We start from the raw sequence: 13,949 nt of genomic DNA, 5'->3' as shown, positions 1-13,949 counted from the left end.
GTTTTTAAAGGCTTTATTTGTGTGCGCGCATTGTAGGGCTGGCTAGGTTTTATACAAGCTTAACGCTTACTTTAGTTTTTAGTGATGGCAACTTGAGTATACAAAAACCGTTACTAAAACTTCACAGCACGCCACTTCAACTAATTGCAATACAAATGATAACTGTTATCATGCGCATACGTGTAATTTAATATACAAGCAAAATAATGAGAAAAACACTGTTTAAAATTCATAGTTGGTTGGCGCTAATTGCCATTATTCCGTTAATTGTTATTAGCATTACTGGCAGTGTTTTAGTGTTTAAAAGTGAAATAGACGGCTTACTGATGCCTGACAAACACTTTGTGGTACAGCAGCAAGCTGCTCGCTTACCTATGGACTCATTAATAGATAAAGCCGAAGCAGCCTTTCCTGAGTATGTAGTAGGAAGCTGGGAGCTTTTTAATAACACCACCGCCGACCGGCTTTATTTGGTTAAGCGTGGCACTGACGATTGGTATAAGTTGCATTTAGACCAATACACGGGAGAAGTTTTATCAGAACCCGTAAGCACAACTCATTATTTTACCGACTGGTTTTTAGAGCTCCATTACACCTTTTTACTTAACGACTTAAAAAGTTTACCAGGGCAAACAGGCACCGTATTAGGGTTCTTTTTTGCTTTATTTTTATTAACTTTAGGTATTACTGGCTTAATTATTTACCGCAAATTTTGGCAGCGACTATTTAGCGTACGCTGGCGCGCAACGTTACAAATAGTACTCAGTGACATTCATAAGATGACCGGTGTTTTAGGCTCACCTATTCTTATCGTTTTAGCGATTACAGGTGGTTATTTTAATGGTGCAGTGTGGTATCACGAAGTAATAGAACACGCAGAAGAAGAGCACCACACTATTACAAATAAATTATATAGTGACGACATCTCTTTTGAGCGGATTCTTAATGATAGCAAGCTGCAAATACCCACTTTTAATACAACTTTTTTAGTTTTTCCACGAGAGCCCGATGAAAATATCACTCTTTATGGCGAAGTAAATACCAGTAACCCACTTACCAGTGAATATGCCAATACCATAACCTATAATAAGCAAACAGGTGAACATATGGCTAACTGGGATATTCGAGAGGCTGGTGCTGGTTGGCAAGTAATAGACAGTTTTAGAAAACTACACTTTGGTTATTTTGCTGGGCTTATCAGTAAAATACTATGGTGTATTGTTGGCCTTAGCCCTGTATGGCTCGCTGGTACAGGCTTTTATTTATGGCTCACACGCCGTAAACGTAAAAAGCAATCACACAAAAATCGCTTAACTCAACGACGAAGCGCGAATGCTTGATAAAACAATCACTCCCTTGTAAAGTGAAACCAACGAGGGAGTGAGTTAATGAATATGTTCAAGGTAATAATAAGTTTAACTTTTTTATTTGTTGTGGGGTGCAGCAGCAAAATCAATACGCAAACTCAGCGCGTACAATTAAGTTCATTAATTAATCACACATTATTTGTACAACAAACCACACCTTCTGAAAAGGTTATATTTGAACTTCCCGAGGCAGAAAAAGCACGCTTTTTAGCCTTCGTAACAAAACAACAAACAGCTAATATTCGTAGTGACCGTATTATTTATAACTACCTTGAAAATCAGCTCTCTAATTTTAAGTATCATGGCGATACGCTTACATCATCTCAATCTCTCAACCTTGCACAAGGTAACTGTATCAGCCTTGCTGTTCTTACCCAAAGTTATGCACAAACATTAGGGCTTAAAACCAGCTTTCAAGAAATGACTAGCGAGCCAGTTTACGCACAGGAAGATAACTTGGTTTATGTAGCAAACCATTTTAGAACTAAAGTTTATGCCCCAGAAGAGGAACTGCCTGAAAAAGAAGAAAATGTGATCACTTTTTTTCGCCCAGGAACCTTAATAGACTACTTCCCAACCAGAGGTAGTGTGTATTCTGATAGTGCTAATTATAATGATTTAATCTCTAACTTTTATAGTAACTTAGCTGCTGACGCGCTTTTAGATAAGCAACTTGATCAAGCGTACTCTCTTATTTTACAAGCAAATAAATACACCCCTTATGATCCTGAGCTATTTAATATGGCTGGAATTTTACATCGACGAGCTGGCGATTTAAAAAGTGCACAGCTTATTTACCAAACTGCTTTAGATAATAAGCTGATAAATATAAATTTACTTAGTAATTATCAAGTTTTAGCCAAACAAATTGGTGATCAGCAACTTGTTGAACAATTAGCAAGCCGACTTGCTGAAGTAGAAAAAGATCCTTATGAACTTTTAGTTATTGCAAAAAATGACCTAGAAACAGGACGAATTAATACCGCTACAGAGCATATTGAACAAGCCATAACAAAAGCGCCGTATATTGCAGAACTTTATTTAGAGCTTGCTAAAATTCGCTATCAACAAGGAAAAAATCACCAAACACAAAAATTACTTGAGAAAGCGATAGAGCTCGAAAAAGACAAGCAAAAGTTAAATGTGTATCAAGCTAAGTTACTGTCCTTAAAAGCGAGTAAGTAACTTAGCTCAATGTGCTATTTACAATGAATAGTAAAAGCTTAACCACGCGCGCATTTCATCTTCAAAGCTGTCACCTTCTACTCGCGACAACCCCATATCAAAGGTTAAGTCATTAACGCCCGCAGGCCCCATCCCGAAGCTAAAGTCACCTTGGTATTTTAAGCCGTAACTTTGTGCATAAACGTTGCTGTCTAATTGATGTTGCTTGTAATAAAGCCAAGGCATCCCCTCTTTAAAGCTGATGCCACCACCATACCCTTGGTAGCGCTCAGTGGTTGCACTATAAAAAGGCAGTTCAGCAGCAAGCACAAACTCGCTACTTTGTTGCTGATTAATCAGGTTAGAGCTAAACCCACCTAAAGCTAAATCACTATCGTCTCGCTGTTTTTGTTCAAAACTCACAAACATGGGAATATTAAATGCTTTACCAAATATTTTTGCTGCCAAGTCATAACCTTGCCAATGACTACTGTGATTCTGCCCATCATAAATGCTGGCATAAATACTCTGCCCAATAGCAAATGCTTGGCGGTCATGTTGCCAGCTTTGAGCAATACTCAACCGTGTCCAATTTTTATGGCTATTTTTATAATCTGTATAGTTATAGGCCAATTCTGGGGTTAAATGTAACTGGCCAAACTTCAATGGGTGGCTTACTGCAGCATAACCACCTCGGGCTTCAATATCAGCGTTTAAGCTAGGTTGATATTGATGTGATGTATCCAAATTATAATCAAATAGCGCAAGCTTAAACTTTGTATTTAACGCATTGTATTTTGCTTGTATAAAGCCGCCATGTAATGCACCGTCATGCAAATCAATGTTATAACCCGCTTGTAAATCAAGTTGTTTTAATAAGTCGCTACTTTTTATACCTACACTTAGCAAACTGGTTGACGCTGAATAATACTGTGATCCCAAGGCAAACGTCGCTTGCTGATCAAGTACTGCGTAATCGCTTTGTTCTGCTATCTCATCGGTATATATTTTTGCCGGTGGCAAGGTATGCTTATTTACCATCAACAATGGAGCTTCACTGTTTACAGCGAGATCCGTTACGACTGTACGGTTTTTTATTGTTAGCGTTTTTACATCAGGGCCATCGGCATTAATGGAGAAATAAAGTAGTGAGCCATCTTCAGCCTCAATCGGGTATGCGAGCGCTTCTTGCCCGTTAGTTAAGCGGGTGAGGGTGTTGTTTTTTATATGATAATTATAAATATCAGTCTTATTATTTAGGCCAGCAACAAAATAGATAGATTCCCCATCTTGACTGAAACTCGGCTGACTTAAATACTGATACCCGTTAGGCATTGGGATTGACCGCCTGGCATCACCGTTTAAGTCTTGTATATACAACTGCCAATTTTCGTTTAATGATGCTGATAAGTAAGCTAATTTTGTTTCATCGGGGTTCAGAGTCGGGTAATCATAACTTGTTTTTAAGCTCTTAGTAAAAAATGGCGTGATTGTTTGCGTATTAAGATCGACTTTTACTAATTCAGAATACCCAGCTCTTATTTGCTCACCGTAAAGTGTTTCACCATCACGGGTAACAGTAAAACGGCGAATACCGGCCAGCTCTGTAAGTTGCTCTATGTTGCCAGTGTCGGTGTTGTAGCTAAAAATGTCAGACACTTTGTTATAAATACCCGATTCTTCACTACTGTAGGCATTAAAATAAAGTGTGTTGTTATTTACCCATTGCGGGTTAGCAATACCTGCGCGATTAATTTGATTTAGTACTTGTTTTTGTTCGCGCTTAAACACGATTGGTGGGGTATCAGGAACATCTTGCTTATCGTTCTCTAGGAGCTCCTTTTGCACCTTAGTAAACTTATCTCGTGCTTTGATGTTGTCTTCTGTACTGTAAATTATTAGTTTTGTTTTACTTTTTTCATCACGTTCAACTATCGCAATTTTGCTGCCATCATTTGAAAGGACAGGATTGCTAGCGTATAAATCTAGCTTTAACCAAAGCTTGCTATTAAGTGATGACTCGGTTTGCTCTTGTTGCATTGCTTTATAAGTGTATTCAGCAATAAATCGACGATATAGCTTGGCAGCGCTTTGCCCAAATACACCAGAAAATGCGGCTTCAAAATCTCGTGATTTCACTGCTCGCATACGAACCCATACATTATCGAGTAGCTGCTCTGAGTATTTTTGCTCTAACCAATATAAAAAACGACTTCCCATTAAATATGCCATAGAGCCCGCCATAAAGCCCTCATCGCTATTTAGTTGCCCATAGGTGGGAAGCGCTCCTTGCTGAGCAAACTCTCTAAGTATTGCCTCAGCATAGTTATCAAATAAGCGCCCTCGACCTGTCATTTTTGATTCGATTAAAGTAGCGTACCCTTCGGCTACCCAGCGCGGTGTATCACCATAGGTTAAATCGTATATATCCCATACACCGCGAATCTTTTGCTGCCAGTCGTTACGGGTTGGTTGCGCTAAATGGACTAAATGAATGTATTCGTGCAGCACCAACAATTGCTGCCAACCCGATGAATTTGATATCACGGTATCCGACTGCGGTGGCGTAGTAAAAAGCGCCATAACAGGATTATTAGAGGTTGGTAAGGCAAAGCCATTCGCTGCATTTAGAGGGTCAAACACCACCACATCGACGATTTTATCAAGCGCACGGTTTTGTTGCTCAAGCACTTTAGTGCGAACAACTTCCAGCTCCACAGCAGTCGATTTAGCAAAATCAGTATGCTCACTACTAAAGTGAACATTAAAATGCTCGGTATGAATGGTTTGCCAATTAGCAGCAAAGCTAGGTGCAGCCAATAATAAGCCTGATGCAATGAGTGACTTTTTCACAATAATCCCTTAAATAGTACATTTGATAATGCTTAGAGTATTATCAAATGGAAAAAACGGGCAGTAAAAAAGTGTAATAAAGCATGTGCAAATGTGTATTTACACCCGCTTTATTATTTAATCTGAGTTTTGAACAAAGGAAGTTACATCCAACTGCGAGGGTCTGACTCAGCCTGCATAAGTGTAAAATCTATAATGAAGTCAGCATCTTGCTGTTTTAAATAAGGGACATACGCACCGCCTGCAGCAAGTTGTATATACAGGCTTTTTAAGCCAGAACGACGCATAAGAAAGGTGCTCACACTGCGAGCGCTTTGTGCTTTGTACAGCTCAAATACCCGGTAATGCACACCAATCATACCTTTGCGTACCACCAAATAAAAACGCCCATCTTGTTGATGAAGGTAATATCCATAACGTTTATAAGATAAAAACACTAACGCGGCTAGTACCAAGAATAATGCTAATGCAATTAATATATTAAGTTGCATAAAGCTAATAAAAAAACCAGAAGCAACGCTCGGTAGCAAAGCATAAAACACCGTGTTTTTATATAACAACGCCCTTTCTACCGCATTGAATGCCAGCTTTTTACTGTCAAACCACGGATAAATCCACTGACACACATTATCAACTTGCTCCTGCGTGAGCACAGGCAGCACTAAGGTTTGTTTATTCTTTTTCGCCATGCTTGCAGCACCGCCGCTACTGGCTTGCAAACACTCCACAGTAAAGCGTTTTAATAGCCTAGCAACTAGGTTTTGCTTAATAACGATTGACTGTACTTTGTCTAAACTAATTGATAGTTGATGGCGTTCTAACAGCCCTGCAATACGTTTGAATTTATTATTTTTAAAGTAAAGCTGATAGTTATAAAAACGAATGAGCGACATAGTTACCGATAAAAGTACCGCTATAAATACCAAAATAATGATCAGAGTAATTATTGCAAACACAGCTGCATTAGCCATCAAACCCAGCTCTTGTTGATAATAACTCTCTATTTTTGTTATAAATTGCTGCTCTAAAAAGTCGATGGCCACATTCATAAAAGGGGCAATTGCCGCAAGTGCTAAAATAGCCATATTCGACATTAAACCAAACTTAGCTATTTCTTTATTTGAGATGAGTAAGCTATTTTCGCTCTGCTCTTCAATATGAGATTGCGCTGTATCAGCCACCTCAGCTGATGGTTGTTGCTGCGCTTTATAGTCAAACACTCGTTTACGCATTTGTTGCGCGTAATCTTTAGTTACCCCTGGCAAAACAGCTTCTTGAGCCACACTGCCTGCCGCATCAAAAATACAATTAACTAACCCTATGGGGGTGAAGTAAAATGGCTCCGCTATATTTACGTTTTGCACTCGAGAAAATTTTAAGGTAAGTCGCTCTTTTTTAAATACGCCTTTATTAAGTAAAATTTCATGATCGTCAGTAATACAAAAACGAAAACTACGGTAATACAAAAAACAATAGGCAAGCAATGAAGTCAAAGCAACCGCGAGCCCAACTTGCCCCCAAAATAGTTTATTTTCTACTTGGGTAACAAATACCACCAACACGGGCAGTAAATTAAATAAGCCGTCTTTTATGAAGCGCACACTAAAATGCATTACAAAATAAGCCAGCGCCCAAGGCGACACTTTTTGCCAATTAAGTGAAGGTGACGTTATTTGCGCAGCATCAACACTCACTGGCAGCTACCTCGCTTGCGGTTTCATCGTGGCGATAGCTTTGTACAAACTGACGAATATTTTTGCATTTTTCGTGGGTCAGGCCGCTAATTTGTAAATCGGCACTCATACCGCCGGCGCTATAAAGTCTTAAACTGGCTAAACCAAGCTTTCGCTCTATGGGCCCACGGTGTATTTCAATATGCTGCACACGCGCTAACGGTAAAATTGTCACCTGCTGCCAAATAATGCCTTTTTTAAAAGCAATATCGTGGGTACGCAACGCGCTGCCCTGTAATTTTATGCTGAACACGCTATATAACATACACAGTAAAATTAATAGCGGAACAGCAACCAATAAGTAACCTTGCGCCATAGCAGCAAAGTCTGTATTAAAATAGCAAACAGCCGCTAGTACTAAGCAAAAAGGAATGAAAAATAACAACCAATTCAATTGTGCATGCAACAATGCTTTGTCCGCAAGCGGCTCAAACACTATGCTTTTATGTTGCGGTAGGTCGGTTATTTGTTGATTAGTAAACACACTTTGCTCCATTACACGTATGGTAGGCTTAACCAAGCCACTTAATTGTTGTTACTAGGGTATGACTTTGTTTTGGCTCAAGCGTAACCGCATCTTCAAGTACATTCGCAGCCTCTAGGCATAACATGCTTTTATAATCATCATCGGCAAAATTTGATAGTCGCTTTGATTTTTCAATCCATGGATTCCATAACACGCACGAGCGCGAGTTTTCTCTGCTAACGCTGATCATCCCTTGAGGAGTTTCAATGGTTTGCACAGCCGCGGCTTGGGTATAAACCATATCGGTTTCACGGGTAAAACCAACCACATCACTTTGCTGATAAGGCCCTTGGCCAAATTCTATGTATTGCGCTCCTTGCAGCCCTGTTACGCGAGTATTATTAATATCATCAGTTGGAAAGTAAGTATGCAGCGCCTGTGTATAACTAAATGGGGTGTTACCTAAATTACAGGTGGTTAAACGCACCTCTAACTGCTCAGATAAAATAAACTCAACCCTTAAAGAAGATTGATGAGGCCAAAAGGTAGAATCTATCTGCTTCATTGGTAATTTAAGACTAACAGTAATCTCGTTCTCGGTTTCATGCACTTCATCGGCTTGCCATACGTGCGTGCGCGCAAAACCATGTGCTGGAAAGTCTTTATTTTCATGTTGACCAAACCAAGGCCAGCAAATAGGAATACCGCCACGAATGCCCTTCCCTTCACTAAAGGTTTCATCCCCAGACACCCACAATAGTGGCAATTTACCTTTGGGTGTAAACTCAGTTATTTGCCCACCTTGTAAAAATATCTTCGCCTTACATTGGCGACTATTAATACTAATAAATTCCAAACCGCTATGTGTACGCTCAATACATACTGAGGGTGATAATTGCATTTTATTTCCTTTAACACTGAGACTAATTTTTTAGTACTTAACCTGAGTTCAGGTTACTGTACACAAACAATAATGCATGCTTAAAGCATAAGCTACATAGAATAGTTATTTAAATTGAGTTAGTTACTATATTTTTATGCCACATCAACGGCTCAATTACGACTAAAGTTTTAAACCTGTGGCTTGCGTATCGCTTTTAACTTACGTAAGGTGCGCAGCCTTAGCAAACAGAGTGTTATTAACTTTTAATAAAATAAAGATAATAAATGCCATTTTAATTACTGCTCAAATTAATAAGAACCATTAGGGTCTGTTGACCTTTTAAGGTTAAATTTGCAGCAGTCTGTTTGGTATTTAGGCAAGGCGGAGCCTATGTGGTGTGGTTATTCCCCATAAATAGGCGATAACGCAGCATCAATTCCAAACAGGCGCTGCCCAAAGGGTTCTGCCCAGGGGCGATTTACTCTTTGTTACTCGGTTTTGACTTAGCCCGCTAGGTTACAAACCTCGCGCCGCGATTAAACCGCCCCTAGTTTGAACAAATTTTAACCCACAAAGGTCAACAGACCCTAATAGCGGCGTTAAATGATATATATCATTTGAATTCAATTTATTTGATGTGTAACATTTCGTGATTACGGCAACTGATTCGCCTTTCATGAGACAAACAAATGCAAAAATATGACGAGTTACTAGTTTCTTTACGCAAGGTGATCCGTGCGATTGACTTACATTCAAAACAACTTAATAAAACAGCGGGTTTAACTGGACCACAACTGCTTATTATGCAAGAAGTGTCTCAAACTGATGGTATTACCGCCAGTCGTATTGCGCAAAACGTCAATTTAAGTCCGGCAACGGTCACAAATATTCTTGACCGAATAGAAAGCAAGAATTTGGTAACACGCGTTCGTAGTCAAATGGACAAACGCCGGGTCAGCTTATACCTTACTGAACAAGGTAAAGAATTACTCGAAAAAGCGCCTCAGCCCTTGCAAGAACATTTTATCGAAAAATTTTCAGCGCTTGCTGAATGGGAACAGAGCCTACTACTTTCATCAATGCAACGTATTGCCGCAATGATGGATGCAGATAAGCTAGATGCCTCTCCTCTTTTAGAAGTAGGCGCACTGTTTCAAACTTCTACTAAAGAATAAAACGCAGTATAAAAACAATAAACTAAATTAGTCTGCCATTTTCTCCTTTTTCCACACTAAGAGGCGCATCGTTGCGCCTTTATTTTTTTAATCACAATCAAAACGGCTATTATGACTAAACTCTCAAAACTAACACTCGCATTAATTTTAAGTGGTGTTGCTAGCAATTCTTATGCATCAAACCTTCAACCTCTCCAAAGCCAATTAACGCAGTTAAAGCAACAAGTAGATAAACTTGAAAGCAAACTCGCTGAAAAAAAGTCTCAGCAAGTAGACCAAGTTAGTAAACAGTTGCAAGCTACTTCTACAGACACTGCACAGCAAGAAAAGCAATCATCTGGAATAAAGGTAGGAGGTGCTATTCGCGCTAACTACGGTATAAACTCTTACGATGAAGACAATGAAGATCGCGGTGGTGACTTTGATTTTGATATTTTCCGGTTAAATGTCTCTGGCGAAATTAATGATATTTCAGTCAATGGTGAAATACGCTTTTACGATTATATGACTGTCGTAAAGTACGCTTACTTAGGGTACGAATTTATTGATGGCTGGGAAGCTCAGGCAGGCATAACAGCCGTGCCGTTTGGTAACGGTCCTTATAATTCTCACAGCTACTTTTTTAGCACTAACTACTATGTTGGCCTAGAAGATGATTTTGATTTAGGTGTGGTTGCTAAGCGCAAACTTAAAGACAACTGGACACTTGATTTAGGCTTTTTCAAAAATGATGAACTGGGTGGAGTTGATGGCTCAGCATCAGACAAAAATCATCGTTACTCTTATGATATTGTTGGTAGTCGTCCTGCAGATGAAGGCATCTATGCTGAACCAGCAAAGCAGCTTGGTGAATACAACACCTTTGCTGGTCGCGCTACTTATCAGCTTGAGCATAGTAAAAATATCACCACTGACATCGGGGTATCGTTACTCAGTGGCGGACTTCACGACGGTGAAGACCGCGCTGGTAATTACAGTGCTTGGGCTGTTCACTTAAACAGCAACATTAATAACTGGAATATTCAATTGCAACACGGTGAATATGACTACGACTTAGACGATGGTAATAACCGCTTTGCGGTGGGTGCTTTTGACTATTATGACAGTGTATCGAGCCAAGCCACAATGACCAACTTTAATATTGCCTATGACTACGCACTAGAATGGGGCCCAGTTACCAACCTGCAGTTTTATAACGACTATGGGATCATCTACAACAAGTCAGATAATAGCGCCAATACTTGGATGAATGTAACCGGTATGAGCATTACTGCTGGCGGATTCTTTAGTTATGTTGATTTCGTACAAGCCCGCAATCAACCCTTTATTGGCGGTACCATTATTGGTGATGGCGATACCGAGCGCCGTTTTAATATTAATTTAGGCTATTACTTTTAATAGGTAGTGCAATCAGGAAATTCTTTTCCTTTGCTAACCCTAAATGGCTTAGTTAATAACATGCAACTAAGCCATTTTCTCTTCATTTTACCTTTTAATTAGCTTACCCTTTTACCGTTTAATTAAAAAAGAGCTAAAGTGAGCATAAAAAACGTTTTTATTTATTATAAAAATTTCGGCTTTAAATTGCTGGGGCTACTGTGTGTATTACTGGGCATTATTGGTGTTGCCCTACCGGTTATGCCAACCACGCCGTTTTTAATTTTAGCCTTAGCCTGTTTTGCTCGCTCATCCGCGGCGCTTGAGTCTTGGCTATTAAACCACCCTCGCTTTGGCAAAACATTACAACATTGGCGCGCCCATCAAGTGGTTCCTGTAAAGGCAAAGTATGCTGCGGGTATAGGTATGCTAATAGGCTTTATATTTTTATTATACAACAGCCCTCCAGCTTGGATTATTGCCCTAGTGACTGTTGTTGAAGTGCTGGTTATGGCTTACTTAATCTCTAAGCCCTCAGCTCCTCCTAAAAAATAAAGTGTAAAGTTTGGTAAATAAATTTGTAACAGCTAATGCAAATCATTATCATCCGTATAAATTAAATAAGCTTGTACCTTTTATGCCCTTTGTTAATAAACGCACTTTATATAGTACAAGTCGTACTCTACATATCTATATTTCCACCGCTTTGTTTTTTTTACTTATTCTATTTTGTGTAAGCGGTATAGTGCTAAACCATGTTGACTGGTTAAAAAACGATAAAAACAATGGCCAAATTACGGTCCAAATCCCCCAAGATCTGCTTACTCAAGCAAATACACAATTAACTAGCCTGCCTGCTATTTACCCCCAAATTGAAGCTTACTTAGCCAAACACTATGGGCTTAATAAAGTAAAAAGCATTGAATGGGAAAAGCAAGATTCACTGGTTATGCTCGACTACCCATTACCAGCAGGCTATGCCTATGCAGAGTTTGATTTTATCAGTGGCGAATTGTTACTCGATTATCAAACCGGTGGTTTTTTAAGTGTTATCAGTGATTTGCACAAAGGTCGTCATTCAGGAGAAGTATGGAGCTGGGTTATTGATATATCAGCGGTGCTGATGATTCTATTTGCCATCACCGGCATGATTATTTTATTTCAAAACAGAAAAAAACGCTTAGCAGGAATATGGATAACCGTATTAGGAATCGCAACACCATTGGTTATTTATTTATGCTGGGTTCCACAAATTAAAGGAGTATTTTAATGTTCAAGTTTAAATCTTTAATTAGCACCGTATTGTTGTTAATTGCCGTGTGTTTTCACACTTCGGTGGCAGCGCAATCGCCCCAATTAGAAATCGAATTAACTCTACCTGAGTTAGATGTGCAGCCCTATCATCGCCCTTATGTTGCAGTTTGGCTCGAAACACCAGAGCGAAAACATGTCACAACTTTAGCGCTTTGGGTACAAAAAGCGGAATGGTTTAAAGACCTACGCCAATGGTGGCGTAAAGCAGGTAAAAGTGATGCAAACTTCGATGGGGTTAGTAGCGCAACCAAACGCGCAGGCACTTATACCATTAATTGGGACGGAAACGATCTTAATGGCAAATCAGTTATCGCAGGAAAATACCTGTTAAATATTGAAGTTGTTCGTGAAGAAGGCGGGCGTGATTACAGCCGTATTGAACTTGATTTAACCCAATCAGGAAAAATAACCATTGATGGCAAAAACGAATTTTCAACCAGCTTTGTCACTGTATCCGCTAGGTAGTCCCTACTTATCATTCAAATTTAAAGGAAAAATAATGAACGTTAATTTATTAAAAACAGCACTCATTGGCGTAATGAGTTTATCAGCGCTGGTATCAACAGCTGCAAGTGCACATGGCCGCTGGTTACTACCTTCGCATACTTCGCTATCAGGGGATAAAGCCCATTATGTAATGATTGATGCGAGTATTTCTAACGAAATTTTTGCACCTGATAAAGCATTTCGTCCAAGCACAAAAGGCGCAGAGTACGACGATACTCTGCTTATGGCACTTGCCCCAAATGGCGAGCAAGTTACCGATACCATTCGTGCCTACTACCTACAACGCAAAAGCTCTGCTGCAGTAAAACTTCAGCAACAAGGCACCTATCATATTGCGATGACGCAAAAACCTATGTACATGACCTTCTACAAAAATGCAGCAGGTGAGCGAAGCCGTGTATTCGCCAAAAAAGCAGATGCCAATCTACCTAAAGACGCCAGCGACATCACTACAATTAAAACCATCTCTACTGTTGATACCTTTGTTAGTCATAATGGTACCTCTAAACCAGCACAATTAGGTCAAGGCTTAGAGCTTAGCGGCCCAACGCATCCAAACGATTTATTTGTTGGCGAGCAAGCGCGCTTTCAGCTAATAAGCGATGGAAAGCCGGTTGGCGAAGGCATTGAAGTCAGCATTTTAAAAGGTGATACACGCTACCGTAACGAACGTGGCGAAATAAAAGTAACGACCGACAAAAACGGCATGTTTAGCACAACGTGGAAAGAGCCAGGCCTATACCTAATCGAAACCTCTCAAAAAGTGACAGTAAACGAAAAAGGTGTAGACGCCAGCCGCTATGTATTATTTACCACCCTTGAAGTAGCACCTGAATAACTTTTTAATTCCCTACAGGCCACATTAATCGTTTGGCCTGTAGCTTCTTTATAATTTAAACCCTTTAGCAAAGCTTTAAACCAAGTTAATCATTTTCGCTGCCTAAATAAGCATAATCCTATATTTTAGCCTCCTTGTCTGTTCCTGTTTCAATCTATTATTCCGATCACTTATTTTTATGAAAATAGTTGAATAACTTAGTCAATTTAGATCTTTGCGATGCACTAGCCGCTTATATATGATGCGCCCTTTTCAAAATCTTCAAGGCACGC

The 13,949-nt window shown here is 39.6% G+C and carries 12 protein-coding genes; 8 read left to right on the top strand and 4 right to left on the bottom strand.

Going from position 1 to position 13,949, the window contains the following annotated elements; genetic code table 11:
* The first annotated feature begins 206 nt into the window (after positions 1-206).
* Entirely contained in the window at positions 207-1,340 is a 1,134-nt protein-coding gene (locus tag N523_RS0107415) for a PepSY-associated TM helix domain-containing protein (protein ID WP_028834710.1), read from the top strand.
* A gap of 48 nt (positions 1,341-1,388) precedes the next feature.
* Positions 1,389-2,552: a tetratricopeptide repeat protein gene (locus N523_RS0107410; RefSeq protein WP_028834711.1), complete on the top strand. Its 1,164-nt coding sequence runs from the start codon at positions 1,389-1,391 to the stop codon at positions 2,550-2,552.
* 18 nt (positions 2,553-2,570) lie between these two features.
* Here the strand turns inward: N523_RS0107410 and N523_RS0107405 are convergent, their stop codons facing one another.
* From N523_RS0107405 to N523_RS0107390, 4 genes are all read right to left on the bottom strand, one after another.
* Positions 2,571-5,384, bottom strand: a complete 2,814-nt coding sequence (locus tag N523_RS0107405) for a TolB family protein (protein WP_028834712.1) — start codon at positions 5,382-5,384, stop codon at positions 2,571-2,573.
* A 143-nt stretch (positions 5,385-5,527) separates the two neighbouring features.
* Positions 5,528-7,078 (bottom strand): PH domain-containing protein, encoded by a 1,551-nt coding sequence (locus N523_RS0107400; RefSeq protein WP_028834713.1) that lies wholly within the window; start codon positions 7,076-7,078, stop codon positions 5,528-5,530.
* Entirely contained in the window at positions 7,068-7,613 is a 546-nt protein-coding gene (locus tag N523_RS0107395) for a PH domain-containing protein (protein ID WP_036950028.1), read from the bottom strand. Before N523_RS0107395 ends, N523_RS0107400 begins: the two co-directional genes overlap by 11 nt.
* 16 nt (positions 7,614-7,629) lie before the next feature.
* Positions 7,630-8,484 carry a D-hexose-6-phosphate mutarotase gene (locus N523_RS0107390; RefSeq protein ID WP_008466787.1) on the bottom strand — a complete coding sequence of 285 codons (855 nt, stop codon included), beginning with the start codon at positions 8,482-8,484 and terminating at the stop codon, positions 7,630-7,632.
* A gap of 671 nt (positions 8,485-9,155) precedes the next feature.
* Between N523_RS0107390 and N523_RS0107385 the strand changes: the two genes are divergently transcribed.
* The 6 genes from N523_RS0107385 (at position 9,156) to N523_RS0107360 (ending at position 13,677) form a co-directional block, all read left to right on the top strand.
* Positions 9,156-9,641 carry a MarR family winged helix-turn-helix transcriptional regulator gene (locus tag N523_RS0107385; RefSeq protein ID WP_008466785.1) on the top strand — a complete coding sequence of 162 codons (486 nt, stop codon included), beginning with the start codon at positions 9,156-9,158 and terminating at the stop codon, positions 9,639-9,641.
* A 111-nt stretch (positions 9,642-9,752) separates the two neighbouring features.
* Entirely contained in the window at positions 9,753-11,039 is a 1,287-nt protein-coding gene (locus N523_RS0107380; RefSeq protein ID WP_028834715.1) for a porin, read from the top strand.
* A 138-nt stretch (positions 11,040-11,177) separates the two neighbouring features.
* Positions 11,178-11,573: a YbaN family protein gene (locus N523_RS0107375; protein ID WP_028834716.1), complete on the top strand. Its 396-nt coding sequence runs from the start codon at positions 11,178-11,180 to the stop codon at positions 11,571-11,573.
* 82 nt (positions 11,574-11,655) lie between these two features.
* The gene (locus tag N523_RS0107370; RefSeq protein WP_028834717.1) at positions 11,656-12,288 is read left to right on the top strand and encodes a PepSY-associated TM helix domain-containing protein; all 633 of its coding nucleotides are present in this window, start codon (positions 11,656-11,658) and stop codon (positions 12,286-12,288) included.
* Positions 12,288-12,797 (top strand): DUF2271 domain-containing protein, encoded by a 510-nt coding sequence (locus N523_RS0107365; protein WP_013466240.1) that lies wholly within the window; start codon positions 12,288-12,290, stop codon positions 12,795-12,797. The genes N523_RS0107370 and N523_RS0107365 overlap by 1 nt, the downstream gene beginning before the upstream one ends.
* 34 nt (positions 12,798-12,831) lie before the next feature.
* The gene (locus N523_RS0107360) at positions 12,832-13,677 is read left to right on the top strand and encodes a DUF4198 domain-containing protein (RefSeq protein WP_028834718.1); all 846 of its coding nucleotides are present in this window, start codon (positions 12,832-12,834) and stop codon (positions 13,675-13,677) included.
* The last annotated feature ends 272 nt before the right edge of the window (positions 13,678-13,949 follow it).

The sequence above is a fragment of the Pseudoalteromonas sp. 23_GOM-1509m genome, from assembly GCF_000518425.1.
Classification (GTDB): Bacteria; Pseudomonadota; Gammaproteobacteria; order Enterobacterales; family Alteromonadaceae; genus Pseudoalteromonas; species Pseudoalteromonas tetraodonis.
Note: the sequence above shows the minus strand (reverse complement) of the source record. Positions and strands in the feature narration are given on the sequence as shown.

Coding starts and splice junctions, on each gene's coding strand:
- N523_RS0107390 (WP_008466787.1), bottom strand. CDS start 8,484: ATGCAATTATCACCCTCAGTATGTATTGAGCGTACACATAGCGGTTTG.
- N523_RS0107380 (WP_028834715.1), top strand. CDS start 9,753: ATGACTAAACTCTCAAAACTAACACTCGCATTAATTTTAAGTGGTGTT.
- N523_RS0107395 (WP_036950028.1), bottom strand. CDS start 7,613: ATGGAGCAAAGTGTGTTTACTAATCAACAAATAACCGACCTACCGCAA.
- N523_RS0107365 (WP_013466240.1), top strand. CDS start 12,288: ATGTTCAAGTTTAAATCTTTAATTAGCACCGTATTGTTGTTAATTGCC.
- N523_RS0107370 (WP_028834717.1), top strand. CDS start 11,656: ATGCCCTTTGTTAATAAACGCACTTTATATAGTACAAGTCGTACTCTA.
- N523_RS0107360 (WP_028834718.1), top strand. CDS start 12,832: ATGAACGTTAATTTATTAAAAACAGCACTCATTGGCGTAATGAGTTTA.
- N523_RS0107385 (WP_008466785.1), top strand. CDS start 9,156: ATGCAAAAATATGACGAGTTACTAGTTTCTTTACGCAAGGTGATCCGT.
- N523_RS0107410 (WP_028834711.1), top strand. CDS start 1,389: ATGAATATGTTCAAGGTAATAATAAGTTTAACTTTTTTATTTGTTGTG.
- N523_RS0107415 (WP_028834710.1), top strand. CDS start 207: ATGAGAAAAACACTGTTTAAAATTCATAGTTGGTTGGCGCTAATTGCC.